Origin of the sequence: Paenibacillus xerothermodurans, assembly GCF_002220865.2 — a bacterium.
In the GTDB taxonomy this organism is placed as follows: Bacteria; Bacillota; Bacilli; order Paenibacillales; family NBRC-103111; genus Paenibacillus_S; species Paenibacillus_S xerothermodurans.
Window position 1 is genome coordinate 696,792 of sequence record NZ_NHRJ02000002.1, and the last position, 13,634, is coordinate 710,425.

General features: G+C 53.2%; 14 protein-coding genes. 4 read left to right on the top strand and 10 right to left on the bottom strand.

Going from position 1 to position 13,634, the window contains the following annotated elements; translation table 11 throughout:
• Positions 1 to 12 precede the first annotated feature (12 nt).
• Entirely contained in the window at positions 13 to 2,835 is a 2,823-nt protein-coding gene (locus CBW46_RS06970) for a PAS domain-containing hybrid sensor histidine kinase/response regulator (protein WP_243633195.1), read from the top strand.
• Between the two features lie 105 nt (positions 2,836 to 2,940).
• On the opposite strand, the gene ymzB is transcribed toward CBW46_RS06970, so the two are convergent.
• From ymzB to CBW46_RS20990, 3 genes are all read right to left on the bottom strand, one after another.
• Positions 2,941 to 3,309, bottom strand: a complete 369-nt coding sequence (ymzB, locus tag CBW46_RS06975; RefSeq protein ID WP_089199263.1) for a protein YmzB — start codon at positions 3,307 to 3,309, stop codon at positions 2,941 to 2,943.
• An 89-nt stretch (positions 3,310 to 3,398) separates the two neighbouring features.
• Positions 3,399 to 3,641, bottom strand: a complete 243-nt coding sequence (locus tag CBW46_RS06980) for a hypothetical protein (RefSeq protein WP_089199264.1) — start codon at positions 3,639 to 3,641, stop codon at positions 3,399 to 3,401.
• Entirely contained in the window at positions 3,625 to 3,984 is a 360-nt protein-coding gene (locus CBW46_RS20990) for a hypothetical protein (RefSeq protein WP_133253938.1), read from the bottom strand. The genes CBW46_RS06980 and CBW46_RS20990 overlap by 17 nt, the downstream gene beginning before the upstream one ends.
• A 61-nt stretch (positions 3,985 to 4,045) precedes the next feature.
• On the opposite strand from CBW46_RS20990, the gene CBW46_RS06985 reads away from it, so the two are divergent.
• Positions 4,046 to 4,342: a hypothetical protein gene (locus CBW46_RS06985; RefSeq protein ID WP_089199265.1), complete on the top strand. Its 297-nt coding sequence runs from the start codon at positions 4,046 to 4,048 to the stop codon at positions 4,340 to 4,342.
• A 93-nt stretch (positions 4,343 to 4,435) separates the two neighbouring features.
• Here CBW46_RS06985 and CBW46_RS06990 read toward each other — a convergent pair whose 3' ends face one another.
• Positions 4,436 to 4,993: an SLOG family protein gene (locus CBW46_RS06990; protein WP_089199373.1), complete on the bottom strand. Its 558-nt coding sequence runs from the start codon at positions 4,991 to 4,993 to the stop codon at positions 4,436 to 4,438.
• 170 nt (positions 4,994 to 5,163) lie between these two features.
• Here CBW46_RS06990 and CBW46_RS06995 point away from each other — a divergent pair, with 170 nt between their 5' ends.
• Complete coding sequence (locus CBW46_RS06995) at positions 5,164 to 5,946, top strand: superoxide dismutase family protein (RefSeq protein ID WP_089199266.1); 783 nt, start codon at positions 5,164 to 5,166, stop codon at positions 5,944 to 5,946.
• A gap of 370 nt (positions 5,947 to 6,316) precedes the next feature.
• Here the strand turns inward: CBW46_RS06995 and CBW46_RS07000 are convergent, their stop codons facing one another.
• On the bottom strand, positions 6,317 to 7,135 hold the full coding sequence (locus tag CBW46_RS07000; protein WP_089199267.1) for a sugar phosphate isomerase/epimerase family protein: 819 nt from the start codon (positions 7,133 to 7,135) through the stop codon (positions 6,317 to 6,319).
• 358 nt (positions 7,136 to 7,493) lie between these two features.
• Here CBW46_RS07000 and CBW46_RS07005 point away from each other — a divergent pair, with 358 nt between their 5' ends.
• Positions 7,494 to 7,919 (top strand): organic hydroperoxide resistance protein, encoded by a 426-nt coding sequence (locus tag CBW46_RS07005; RefSeq protein ID WP_089199268.1) that lies wholly within the window; start codon positions 7,494 to 7,496, stop codon positions 7,917 to 7,919.
• 96 nt (positions 7,920 to 8,015) lie between these two features.
• Here CBW46_RS07005 and CBW46_RS07010 read toward each other — a convergent pair whose 3' ends face one another.
• From CBW46_RS07010 to CBW46_RS07030, 5 genes are all read right to left on the bottom strand, one after another.
• The gene (locus CBW46_RS07010; RefSeq protein WP_243633196.1) at positions 8,016 to 9,293 is read right to left on the bottom strand and encodes an MFS transporter; all 1,278 of its coding nucleotides are present in this window, start codon (positions 9,291 to 9,293) and stop codon (positions 8,016 to 8,018) included.
• A 241-nt stretch (positions 9,294 to 9,534) separates the two neighbouring features.
• Positions 9,535 to 9,858, bottom strand: coding sequence for an SPW repeat domain-containing protein (locus CBW46_RS07015; protein WP_089199270.1), 324 nt, complete (start codon positions 9,856 to 9,858; stop codon positions 9,535 to 9,537).
• A 173-nt stretch (positions 9,859 to 10,031) separates the two neighbouring features.
• On the bottom strand, positions 10,032 to 10,754 hold the full coding sequence (locus tag CBW46_RS07020; protein WP_089199271.1) for a FadR/GntR family transcriptional regulator: 723 nt from the start codon (positions 10,752 to 10,754) through the stop codon (positions 10,032 to 10,034).
• A gap of 50 nt (positions 10,755 to 10,804) precedes the next feature.
• Positions 10,805 to 12,082, bottom strand: a complete 1,278-nt coding sequence (locus CBW46_RS07025) for a nickel pincer cofactor-dependent isomerase, group 22 (RefSeq protein ID WP_089199272.1) — start codon at positions 12,080 to 12,082, stop codon at positions 10,805 to 10,807.
• A gap of 34 nt (positions 12,083 to 12,116) precedes the next feature.
• Positions 12,117 to 13,613, bottom strand: a complete 1,497-nt coding sequence (locus CBW46_RS07030; protein WP_089199273.1) for a tripartite tricarboxylate transporter permease — start codon at positions 13,611 to 13,613, stop codon at positions 12,117 to 12,119.
• Positions 13,614 to 13,634 lie beyond the last annotated feature (21 nt).

Here is a 13,634-nt window from a genome sequence, read left to right on the forward strand (position 1 = left end):
GATGTCCCCGTTTTGAAGAACGATACCAACAGCATGCCGCAACCAACCATTTCGCTAGAAGGCGCATATCAATCATTATTTTATAATCATCCGGACGCGATTGTTATAATAGATACCGATGGGCGGTACACCGATGCCAATCCCGCAGCGGAGCGGATATTCGGATATCCGAAACAGGAGCTAGTGCGATTGCAGCCAGAACTGTTATTCTCGATGGAAGGCGGGGACCTGCCCGCCGTGCTGTTCGCGCAAGCTTTGTCAGGCCGTCCATCCGCCGGTGAAATGCTCGCCGCCCACAAGGATGGCAAACGGATATACATCTCGGTCACTTACGCCCCGATCACATCACAGTCCGATGTTGTCGGGGTCTATTGCTTGGCCAAAGATGTCAGCCCCCTGGTGGAAGCGCGCCGTCATTTTGAGCAGGCGGAAGAACATCTCAGAAAAAGCGAGGCCAATCTGGCACAGGTACAGCGCGCGGCCGGGATCGGCGCTTGGAGCTCGGACGTCACCGAAAAACAGCATCGGCTGATTTCCGAGCATTCTCTGGATTTTATTTCGGTACATTCGGCAGACCAAACGGCAACCTACTTGTACGCTTCCCCCTCCTGCGCCTCTTTGCTTGGCTATCAACCGGAGGAACTGGTAGGCACAAGCGCATATGACTATTTTCACCCGGACGATGTCGATCTGGTCAACGAGTATTTAACGGCGAATCTTGCATCCGCGGGAGTGTACACGGTCGCGTATCGGATACGGCAAAAAAACGGCGGTTACATCTGGTTTGAAAGCACCGGACGTTACACATATGATGCGGACACGGGGGCTATCAAAGAAATCGTTGCTATCTCCCGGGATATAAACGACCGCAAAACGGCCGAACAGAAACTGCAGGAAAGTGAACAGCGGTATAAATCACTATTCGAATATAATCCCGCTGCAGTTTACTCCTTTGATTTAGACGGCAATTATGTGACAGCCAACTCGAACCTGGAAGCAGTGAGCGGTTACTCTAAGAGTGAATTGCTGACAATGTCGTTTGAACAGATCATCCGGCCTGAATATCTGGAAGACACGAGGCACCATTTTGATCTGGCAAAGCAAGGAATTCCCCAGCATTATGAAACGTGTGTTATCCACAAGAGCGGAGGATTTTTGGACTTGCATGTAACCAATGTCCCTATCATCGTGGATGATCAGGTCGTGGGCGTGTACGGCATCGCTTACGATATAACAGAAGAAAAAAGCTACCTGGACCAGATCGAGAAGCTGAGCTATCAGCATTCGTTAATCTTGAATTCGGTGTCGGAGGGCATCTACGGGTTGGATAAAGAAGGCAGAGGAATGTTCATTAATCCGGCAGGCGCAGACATGTTCGGCGTACCGATGGCACAATTTATCGGTGCAGAAAGTCATCACACCTTCCATCATACGAAGCCGGACGGAAGCGCGTGCGCAGTCGAGGACTGTCCGATTTTCCAAACGATCAAAGACGGCAAATCCCGCGTTGTGCAGGAGGACATTTTCTGGCGGCCGGATGGTTCCAGCTTTTTGGCTGAGTACAGGGTAAGTCCGATCATCGACAATCAAACGATTAAGGGTGCTGTCGTTGTTTTTAACGATATCACCACAGAGCGGGATATCCTGCAGGCCAAGGAGTCCGCGGAACGGGCGGCCCATGCGAAATCCGAATTTTTGGCGATGATGAGCCATGAGATTCGCACGCCGATGAACGGGATAATGGGGATGACCGATCTCCTCGCAGACAGCGGGCTCACGCAAGAGCAGCAGGAATACGCAGATATCATTCGCACGAGCAGCGATGCTCTGCTCCGCATTCTGAACGACATATTGGATTACAGCAAAATCGATGCCGGGAAATTGGTGTTGGAGACAGAGCCTTTTGATTGGCGGCCGCTGCTCGGGGACATTCATCAATTGTTCGCGCCAAAGGCCGCGGAAAAGCACATTGAGCTCATCACTGAGCTGGAGCCCGGGCTCCCCGAGCGCATCGTGGGGGATGCTGTGAGATTACGGCAAATTTTATTGAATCTGATCGGAAACGCGATCAAATTTACCGATACAGGTACAGTGACAGTATCCGTGAAAGCTCACCCGCAAGAAGAGCCGGATGATCTCATTCTGCTGTTCACAGTCCAAGACACCGGCATCGGTATCCCCGGGGAGAAGTTAGACCAGCTGTTCCGGTCCTTCTCGCAGCTGCATCCGGGCATCAATCGCAAATACGGCGGCACGGGGCTGGGCCTCGCGATCTGCAAAAAGCTGGTCCAACTTATGGGCGGGGATATATGGGTGGAGAGCAAGGAAGGCGTTGGCTCCACATTCCACTTTACACTGCCTGCTTCCAGCTGCAGCAAACAGGTGGACATAGCCGGCGAGCCTGAGCCCGCCGGGGAACCCGACTGGGCGTCAGCCGCGCCGTCTTCGGGCTCCGAACAGCTCCGCATTCTGGTCGCGGAGGACCATCCGGTGAACAGCCAGCTGCTCGTACGCATATTGAAAAAATTCGGACATGCGGTAACCGCTGTGTCGAACGGCAGCGAAGCGATTGACGCGGTCGCCCGCGGCTCATTCGATATCGTATTTATGGACGTGGATATGCCCGTGATGGACGGGATGCGAGCGACCCGGCACATTCTGGAGTTGCTGCCTGACGACAACAAGCCGGTTATCATCGCCGTCACAGCTCATGTAAGAGCGGAGGACAGAAAAATGTGCCTCGACAGCGGGATGCAGGATGTTATTCGCAAACCTTATCGGACGCAAGAAATCCAGCAGGTGCTGCGGCTCTGGGGAAAACCTGTTGCGAAATGAGCTAGGAAACGCCAAAAAAAGGCCCTGCGCGGACACGGTGCGTGGAAAACGCACAACTCTCTCGCAGGGCTTGTTTGGTATGCGGTGGGCGTTACGGATTGCCGTCTACTCAAGCTGGTTGAACGGCTGCCGCGTGATTTCGTAGCTCGCACGGTCCGTCATCAGCTGAACCATCTCGTTGTGTACTTGCCCGCGCCAATTGCCCAGCAGCGGAATTTCATATCGGTCGCGCGGCAGCGGCGGGCTGACATTGAGCGCCGGGTTCGAGTTCACGATGTATCCGCGTCCGTGCAGGATAAGCTCATGACGTGAGACGTAATCATCGCGCCGGTCGGGGTAATCGTTGGCCACAGTCACCTGCTCAAGCTGTATATGTGTTTCATCCAGATCATTTGCTTCACGCTTCTGAATATGTAGCGATTGCCCCTTGCATCCATTCAGCCATTGCGTGATTTGCTGCAATTCACTATTCATAGCGGAATTACCTCCAGCCAATGATTTTTTGCCTTGTTTCGCTGCCGGTCGGCTCTGAACGCGCGGCCAGCGAGTCCCTCCGTTGCCGGTCAGGCATCCAAGTCATCAGCTGCTTTACGTGCCGACGACCTCGCCTCATCGAGGAGTCTCCGTTTGGCCTTATCATCGGAGGGTGCGTCTTCCAGAGTCCGCTCCATAGCCATATCCAGCAGAACCTCGCGCCTCGGATCCTGGTGAATGTCAGAATCGACTTCCAACGGATCCAAGCGTGAGCTGTATGCGGTATGGCCTTGTATCAGGCCCGGATTTTCTACTTTATCGTCGTTTGCCATGTCGGTTCACCCTCATCTGCGATCGTTGTGCGCCATGTCCTGCATCTGCGCCAGTCAGACGCATCGGACTGCGGTTGGCACATATCGTCGAATATGGCTTATTGTTACCTGATACTCTTGTGTTATTCCGAACGAGTAACGGGAATGTGTGACAATTCCAATGCGGCGCGTCGCCAACAACAGGGAGCACGCTCTCGGGTTGAGGCGAAACCTCGCTCATCGCGGTGCGAATCGTCACTTTGTTGCCGACATCAGGGAAGGAGACATGGTCATCAACGATCCGGACAACGCCAGGGTTGAGGCTGCTTGAAGCCGCGGCAATGACCGGCCAGGCGCGTTGCATAAAACCGGCCGCCTTTAGTCATGATAAAGATGTCTTTGAAACAATAAAGGAGGGATTAGTCATGGTGGAAAACAATGCACAGTCTACTGTAAAACAAGCAACGCAAGTGCAGCAAGACGCTCAACAGGCGGCACAGCAAGCACAGTTGACAGCTCAAAAGCTGACTCAGCAGGCTCAGTCTGAAGCACAAGCTACGCAGCAGGCCCAGCAAGCGGCACAGCAGGCTCAACAAGTGCAGCAAACAGCCATGCAAGCTACGCAAACACAATCCAGCGCACAACAGCAGCTGCAGCAAGCTCAGCAAGCTGCACAGCAGGCTCAACAGCAGACTTCTCAGGCTCAGAATACATTGAAATAACTTTCGTTTTGCGGTGATGCAAAAGTTTACACGACAAAAGCGGCGCCCTCAGGCGACCGCTTTTATCGTTCTCCTGCCTTGATTGTTCTCCGCTCAATTCGCCCAATAGTCTTGATTATGCTCGTCGGCTATGTTTTGCAAGTCCTCCGCGTTGATCTGTATTATCCGATAGTCTCGTTGTTTCGCATGCTGTACAGCCAGATCAAGCATATACCTGGGCGAGCCTTCCTGCTCCTGCTCATAAACAACCACTATTCCATCGGAGTTTCGCAGCAAAAATTTGTTCTTCTCCTTGAATTGCCATGGTCCGTCATACTTGCTGCGGCTCACACTGTTGACGTAATCGGCCCTTCCGATCACCTCTCGGTAAATTGCCCTCTTCTCTTCGCTCCATTTTTCATCCTGTTCAATGAACGGCGTGATGACGGCCAGCCGCAGCGCTGGGTGCTCATCTCGCAGCTCTAGCACAGCCTCAGCAGCCCACAGCTCCACTCCCCACTGGCCGCTCACGATTACCCATTCCAATCCTTGGTCCGCTAACATCAGCAACCGCTGCTTAATGGCGTTCTTTATGATTTCAATACCCGGATGTTTGCGTGAGAAAATGCCCAGCTCCGAAGCCTTATATCCGGCTACAAGTACCCTTTTCACTTCTTCCAGCACTCCTCGTGCGTGCGCTCTGCGTTCCATGCGTTCCATCAGTGACCTAACTATACCTTGTTTGGGGAGCTTGTGCCAGAGCACGTCGGCAGTGCATCGTTTCATTTTTATTTCTGGAGGTTATTGGTTAGGGAGAGCACACTATACGAGGAGGGTGTCTGATGAAAAAATGGAGCAGAATTACCCCGGCGGTCATTCTGGCATTGAGCTTAAGCATGAGCGGGTGTGCGACGGGAGAACAAACCACCAGCGGCAACCAAAACACCGGTAATCCAAGCAGCAGCGGCCAAAATAGCAGCAGCGATACGAACAGCAGCTCAAGCAGCACCGGTGCGAGCGGCAGCGCGAATGGTGGGACAGGCGCCGGCAGTACGAGCGGCAGCACCACCGGAAGTGCCAGCAGCAGCACGAGCAGCGGCGGTAACGGTGCCGGCACGGTACAGCAGGGCACACCGCAGAGCTCTCCACAAGGCACACCGAGCGCGCAAGCATCGGATCAGCCTATTAAGCTGGAGATCAAAGACACGAAAATGGCTTCGCTTGGCACCGCCGAGCTTAAGAAGCACGCAGAGGGTGTGGAAATCAAGCTGAATGTTAGCGGACTAACTCCAGGCAAACACGGGATTCATATACATCAGTTCGCCAAGTGCGAGGGACCGGACTTCAAATCGGCCGGAGACCATTTTAATCCTGAGCAGAAAAAGCACGGATTGGAGCAGCCGGATGGAGGCCATGCGGGCGACCTGCCAAATATCGAGGCTGACGCTAACGGCAGCGTGAACGCCACGCTAATCTCCAAAACTACTACACTTGACACAGGCAAAACTAATTCACTCTTGGGCGGCGACGGCAAATCGCTTATTATCCATGCCAAAGAGGATGACGGCAAGACAGATCCTTCCGGCAACTCTGGTGACCGGGTAGCCTGCGCTGTGATGAAATAACGGTTGCGTTCATCGTCGCGGAGACCAACTCCCATGGACGTTGTGCGTGCCATCTGCACTGCGGCCGCTCGTGCAGCCCTTTCGGTCGTATCCGGAAGGGCTAGCCGTGCGCGCAACAGCCCAGACCGGCCAGCTTAGTGCCGTACCAGAATGGCTGCCGCTATTGTGCACATCGCTCACCCGTGCCGCAGTAGGCCAATGTTATCTTCCAACCTCAATAAACATCCCGCCATCCAGAACGATCGTTTGCCCGGTTACAAAGCGGGATTTGCTAATCGTCGGACACCGTGGCTTTCATCAGGAGAGCTTCCACGCCACAAGCTTGCACGGCCGTAGTGTGTCCAGCGCTTCCTTTTCCGACTTGGAGTGTTTATACAACCAATTTGCGCATGTATCGGACAAAGTGCGGAAAAGCGAGCTCAGGCTCTTCGATCTCCGGATGCCATTTCTTTTCCCATTCCAACGTGAAAAATCCCGAGTAATTGTTGTCGCGCAGCAGCTCATAAATCTGCTGCAGCGGAATGTCGCCTTGCCCCATCGGACAGTATTGGAATCCTCCGCCGTCTTCAGGCTTCCGTGTAAACGAATCCTTCCAATGCGTGTACTCAATCCAATCTCCAAGCACTTCCCAGGTAGTAGCAGGCTGCTCACCCAGTGTGCGGTACGGATGATGCGTGTCCCACAGCGCCGCGGCTTCTCGGCGATTCGCCCGCTCGAGCACATCTCTTACCACCCGGCAATCGGTCCAGTCGTCGTGTGTTTCTATTAAAAGCTTCACCCCGTGCTCGCCGGCAACATCACTCAACTCCTGCAGATGCCGAACCACAATGCGAGTCGCTTCCGCACGGTCCGTATCCCCGATTTTTCCCCCAAACACGCGGATGTACCGGGTGCCAAACAGCTTGCACAGACCAGCATATGCCCGAAACTCATCAACAAACTTTGCATGCTCTGGCTCAGTGGCAAACAGCTTGATTGAGCTGGAGAAACAAGTGACCTCAAGACCTGCTTCCTTGATGCGCTGAATCGTGCTGTGAACATCAGTAGAAAATTGCGGCAGCTTGTAGATGTTCATCTGACCCAAATACCCGCGAAAATCGATGCCGTCAAATCCATACTCTTTCGCCCGTGCAATGATGGTCTCGAGATCCCACTCCGGACAGCCCAGCGTAGTAAAGGAGAGCTTCATTTGTCATCCATCCTTCCATCCTCTAAAATACTTCATAAATTTCTTGGCGCGGCGTGGTTCCAGCTGCCGCTCTGTCAAAACATATGTAACCGCTATCAAAATATGGTGTGCATCAAGCTCCCGACAAATTCAATTATAGGGTTATTGTTGCCGTTTTGGAAGAACTGTCGTGCTATCTCGGCTGCCGCCGGGGGGTGCAGTGGGGCCTCTTTTTATCCGACAGCTTCGGGCTTGCAGTAAGCATCATTCAGGGGTGTGTGGGATCCGACCCGCTGCACCGCGATTGTGGACGGGTTCGCCTCCATATGCAGAGGGTAATGGATTATGAAACATAACGATAGGAAGGGAGAAACTACAAATGGGAACACTTTATACAGCCCAGGTTACATCTCAGGGGGGACGAGACGGCTATGTTCGTTCGTCGGATGGCGTAATTGACTTGCAAGTCGGTAGGCCTGCTACAGGAGAGGCTAAAGGGACAAATCCTGAACAACTGTTCGGGGCGGCTTACTCGGCTTGTTTTCACAGCGCGCTGAAAAGTATCGCCAAAAGCAAGCAGATGGATACGAGCCACTCGGAAGTCACTGCTAACGTAACGCTGCATCAAAATGGCAACGAGTACTATCTGTCCGTGCAGCTGGACGTGGCCGTTCCCGGCGTGAGCTCGTCACAAGTGCTGGAATTAGCGGAAGCCGCCCACAAAGTGTGTCCATACTCCAAGGCAACCAGAGACAATATTGAGGTTGAACTGCGAGTGCGGGCCCCGATGCACAGCAGAGATTAAAGCAATATAAGCTATCAAACCGCAGCTGTTCCGAAAGTTGTGCAACACTGGAGGAACGGCTTTTTTACCTGTTCACAGCCGAATGTCACACCGGCATCACGCACTCAAACGAGCCCGTTGAGGTAGTATGTGCGTTAATAAAAACGAAGCTGCCATCGAAATAATGAGCATAACAGAAATCATTGCAACAATACCGGTCCACTCAAACCGCACCCAGAACAAGCCGCCCACCGTGCCCCCGATGCTCGAGCCCACATAGTAAAACAGCAGGTACAAGGCGGAGGCCTGCGCTTTGCCTGCGGCAGCCCTCTTACCCACCCAAGCACTGGCGGTCGAGTGGCTCCCGAAAAAGCCGAAAGTAAACACTGCCACGCCAACGATCACAACCGTCAAGTGCGCAGACACGGTGAGCAAAACTCCGACCAACATCAGCATCACATTAATCCATAATACGATGCCTCTGCCAAGCCTGTCGCTCATCGTTCCCATCCAGGAGGAGCTGAACGTTCCCACCAGATAGATGAGAAATGTCCATCCTACCAATGTCTGGGAAAGCTGAAACGGCGGCTCGATCAGCCGGAACGATAGGTAGTTGTATAAAGTGACGAAGCTTCCCATAAGAATTGCACCCAATGCAAACAGGCACACAAGGCCGGCGTCCCGAAACTGGGCGGCGAACAGGCCGATTATCGCTTTGGGATTCATCCGTTTGGGCTTGAAATGGCGAGACGGCGGGAGGCTGCGCCAGAAATAAACACTAGCCAGCAGACTGATCAGTGCTAATATACATATCCCCCATCGCCACGAGTAGTGGTCGGTGATTGTACTCACAGCAATCCGGCCGAAGAGCCCGCCAACCGTGTTGCCGCTTATATATAAGCCCATCGCAAAGCCTAGACTTTTCTCCTCCATTTCCTCCGCTAAATAGGTCATCGCCACGGCGGGCAGCCCGGCCAGCACGATCCCCTGGATCGCCCGAATAATCAGCAGAGCGGTGAAATTTGGTGCGAACGCAGTGCATAAACAGCACAGTGAAGAGAGGAATAGTGATATGGCCATGACTGCCTTTCTACCTATACGGTCGGATAAAAAGCCTGCCACAGGCAGCGATACAGCGAGCAAAACCGTGCTAACGGATAAGGCCAGGGATACATGCGCGGGTGAAAGCCCCATTTCCTGTGAGTAAATCGGAAACAACGGCTGAACGCAGTACAAAATAGCAAAAGTGGCCAAGCCCGCGGCAAATAACGCCAAGCTGCCCAGCTGATACTCTTTGCTGCCTCTTTGCAAATAACCAGTGTGCTCATCGCCTGAGTTAGGGGCGGCCGCTCTGGCTGTACGGTCATAAATTTGCGTGTTCGATGTCACTCTCACGGGGGTCTTCATATCCTTCCGAATTTCTGTTTAGTTTTATATAGCATACACCGAATCTATTGATGTGTATAATGCATCTTTTACACTGTTTTCATGAATCATGGTAATAAAAGCAAAAAAGCCTGACCGAGGCCAGGCGTGGGTGTAACCAATTGCAATCGGGGCTCGCAGTGCGCCCATACTGTTCAGCGTCTGATGCGGAGCCTTCTACTCTTTTTCGCCGGCCGCCCTGCAAAAAACATTATGAATCGGGATATATGGCTGAATAATTTATCATGATCGTCGAGAACGCCAGGATTTCGAATGAAAGAAACTCCATCGTATCCAGCTCGAACGCATTGGAAATTATGATGAAGGACGCTCCGACCAAAATGGACAGCAGGTTGAGTACCATAGTTTTCCGCCCCCGAGCCGCCACGACAGCGGCAGCGGAGGCTAAAAATTGCAAGCCGCCGAGTATCGCACAGAGATAATATTGGCTGCTGAAGGGGGTAAAGTCCAAAAGCCACGGGGTGAGCATGAACCATGCGCCAATCAGTGTGGACAGTTCGTTCTTGACTCGCATCGCCGCACCTCCAAACACATTCTACTGCAGCATATGCAAGCGTTTGCAGTAATGTGACAAGCAGCGTAACGTTAACGCTCCCCAAGAACCTCCTACAGCAAAGAAGCGAGAGCATACGCCCCCGCTTCAGCGTTCAATGCCTCTGAGCCCCGAATCCCATTCGGATGAATCTTTTATACCGTGAGATTTCTGTTAAACGTGTTCCATATTTTTTTCTCATTCCGGGTCAAATGGTGTCTCATCGCGGAGGAGGCGGCTTCGGGCGCGCGGGCGAACAAAGCGCTGATGATTTCCTCATGCTCCCGGTAGCCCGGCAAAAACCCGGCCGGCAGCTTTAACGATTGCATTTTGCTGATGCGTATGCCTTCTTTCAATTTAGTTGAAACGCTCTTGAACACCTGCTGATAAATGGAATTGTGAGACGCCTTCATAATGTGATAGTGGAACTGGTAATCCTCGTCAATGCCCACCGAGCTCGCTTGATTAGCCGCCACCAGCTCATCGTGAGCGGTCTTGATTTTCAGAAGGTCCTCATCCGTTCCCCGCATCGCCGCTAGGCCGGCGGCCTCAACCTCCAACCCTCTGCGGAATTCCAAAATATCCTGCAGCTCGTTTTTTTGCATCAGGTTGTAAGTGACATGCAGCACGATGGATTCGCCCTGCATATCTTTGAGGTAAATTCCCGAGCCGGCTCGTGTTTCAACGACCCCATTGCTCGTCAGCACTGTCATCGCTTCTCTTACCGCGGTTTTGCTCACATTGAAAATGGCGGCCAACTCATTCTCGGACGGAAGCCGCATGCCGGGTTGAATGTTTTCGTCCTGTATGAACTGCTCGACGGCAACAATGATTTCCTCAAAAAGACGCTTCCTCTTAATCGGCTTCAGAGCCATCATCGGCTACCTTCCCTTTCGGCTGCGACTGTTCACGGTAATTCATGCCACAGTCACCAAATCAGATTCCCCGCTTCATCAAAGGCGAGTAGTTTGGGGTCGTCCGTCAATTCTATATGTGGCTCGTTCTTGACTTCTTCATACACAGCCTCGCTGACCCAAAGATGTTCAATATGAAGTGTGCTGCGAATTAACAGCATCCGAAGCTGTGACGTGTCATCGATGCGGAGCATGTCGACCGCCGCGGCAATCAACGCCCGGTCATGGGCAAACGTCATCGGCACCGCAGCGCGAATAATAAAACCGCTGGTCGCACAGTTTAAATACATTGCGGTTTTATCTATGTCGTCAACCAACGTTTGCGTGGTCATATCCGCGAGACCGATTCCCGTTGCATTGCCGTGAGAGGGCTCCGACAAACGCAGTACGCCGATGTAGGTAAAAAACGGATTTGCCGGCTCCGGCACTCCCTGTATACGCATTCGACCGATGATGTTCGTATCCATCCCGGTCCCGCTGTAGTTTTTGCCCATCTCACCTACGATGAGCAAATCGGCTTTATCTACCGGAAGGCGCGGCATAAAGCTTTTCGCCAACTCGAGCAGCGCCTTCTCCCTCTCCATTATGCGGTCATCCGGTATACCCTCCACCACCGTGGTTTGCTCCTTGGCATTTTCCAGAACCGCTAGCCCGCCTATGACAGGCGCCTGCCGCAGCACACTGCCGCCGATCAGCGGAATCATATCCGCCAAATGGGTGGCCCCGAGACTGTGGAACATGTCGGCGCCCTTCGCCCGGCCCATGCCTACTGTCATCATTTTTAACAGCCCGCTCTCATACTCGCCGCGAAACGATGTGTGCGGCTTGACACGGTTCACCACAACGATCCCGTCGGCCTGCAGCGCTTCTTTGGCACAATATACCGGAATGCGCCGGCCGAACGCGTCAAATTCATCGATTTGCTCAACCTCGCTTGAACAGGAAACGGGACAACCCAGCACATTCTCCGTCATACCCATACTGTCCAATATTTCTCGCTGTCCCTCCGCCTCGCCCCGTCCGTGCGTACCCATCGCCGCGAACACGAAAGGTTGAAATCCCCGCGCCTTCAGCGCAGACACCGTGCACCGTAAGATTTCCACATAATTAGCGATTCCGCGGCTTCCTGCCGTCACTGCTACAGATGCGCCGGGTTGTAAATTGCGGGAACGGCTGCCATTGAGCAAGGTGTCCACCGCTTTGCCAACGCTGTGTGCCATATCCTCGACTGCCGGACTCTGAGAGTGCACTTTGATAGGGTAAACCTGAATTGAGCCTGCTTTATCAGACATACAACATCCTCCCGTGTGTGGTTCTATCGTTCGCTTACATTTCGAAATCCTCCGCGAGAACACCCTTCTTGTTCTTGACGCCGGCATAAATGCTCACGGCAAAAATCAGAATGGAGATGACCAGCAATGTGCCGGAAATCGGTCTAGTAAATAAGGCGAAAAAATTCCCCTTAAAAATGGTCAAGGACTGCATGAGCGAAGATTCCATCATTTTGCCGAGCACGAATGTCAATACGATCGGCGCCAGCGGGATATCCACCTTCTTTAAAATATAGCCGACCAGGCCGAACATGAGCATAATCCCCACATCGAACATGTTGTTGTTCACACTGTATGCTCCCACAGCGGCTACCGCGAGGATGATCGGAAACAACAGCTTATACGGTACCATTGTAATCTTTGCCCAGAAGCCGGCCATCGGCAGATTCATGATCAGCAGCATGAAGTTTCCGATAAACATACTGGCTATGACGGCCCACACGAAATCTGGATTTTTCTGAAACAGCTGGGGACCCGGTGTCAAACCATGCATGATGAAGGCTCCCAGCAGAACGGCAATGACCGGTGAGCTGGGAATGCCCAAAGTGAACAGCGGGATTAAAGCGCCGCCGCAGTAGGAGTTGTTCGCAGTTTCAGGTCCCGCCACACCTTCTATAGCGCCTTTGCCGAAGCGGCTCGGATCTTTGGCCAGTTTCTTTTCCATCGAATACGACATGATAGCCGGTATGACCGAGTTGGTGCCCGGCAGTAGACCGATGATGAAGCCGAGCCCGGAGCCTCTAAGAATTGCCGCCATCATGGGCTTCCATTCTTCCCGTCTAGGCAGAAGTCCTTTTACTTTCGGCGGTTTCTCCGTTTTCAGCTTGCTTTCCGCCGTGATCAAAATTTCCGAGATGCCGAACAGTCCCATTGCCAACGGAACAAAATCGAACCCGTTCATCAGTTCCATTTGATCAAACGTGAAACGCACTGTCCCTGTGACCGGATCCAGACCGACAAGGGCCAGATTTAAGCCGATGAGTGCGGCGATGATACCGCGAACGAGCGATTTCCCCATCAAACCGATAACCATAGTCATCCCCAGCACCATCAAGGCAAAAAACTCGGGCGGACCGAATTTGAGTGCGAGCCGCGCGATCGGCGGCCCGATAAAGGCCAAGCCGATAATGGATAAAGTTCCGCCCACGAATGAGCCTATGCCCGCCACGCCCAGCGCTGTGCCGGCTCTGCCCTGCCTCGCCAACGGATGACCGTCCAGACAAGTGACCACGGAAGCGGCCTCTCCGGGCGTATTGATCAACACGGACGTGATCGTGCCGCCATACATGGCTCCATAGTAAATGCCCGCCAACATAATGATCGCCGGTATAGGCTCCATTCCGAACGTCAGCGGAAGCAGAACTGCGGTTCCCGTCGTGGGCCCCAGCCCGGGCAGCACCCCTACCACCATGCCGACGGTTACGCCGATCAAGCAATACAGCAGGTTGCTCAGGGTGATGGCTGCGGCAAAGCCCGACAGCAAGTATTCCATCTGCGATCCCTCCCCCTCTCT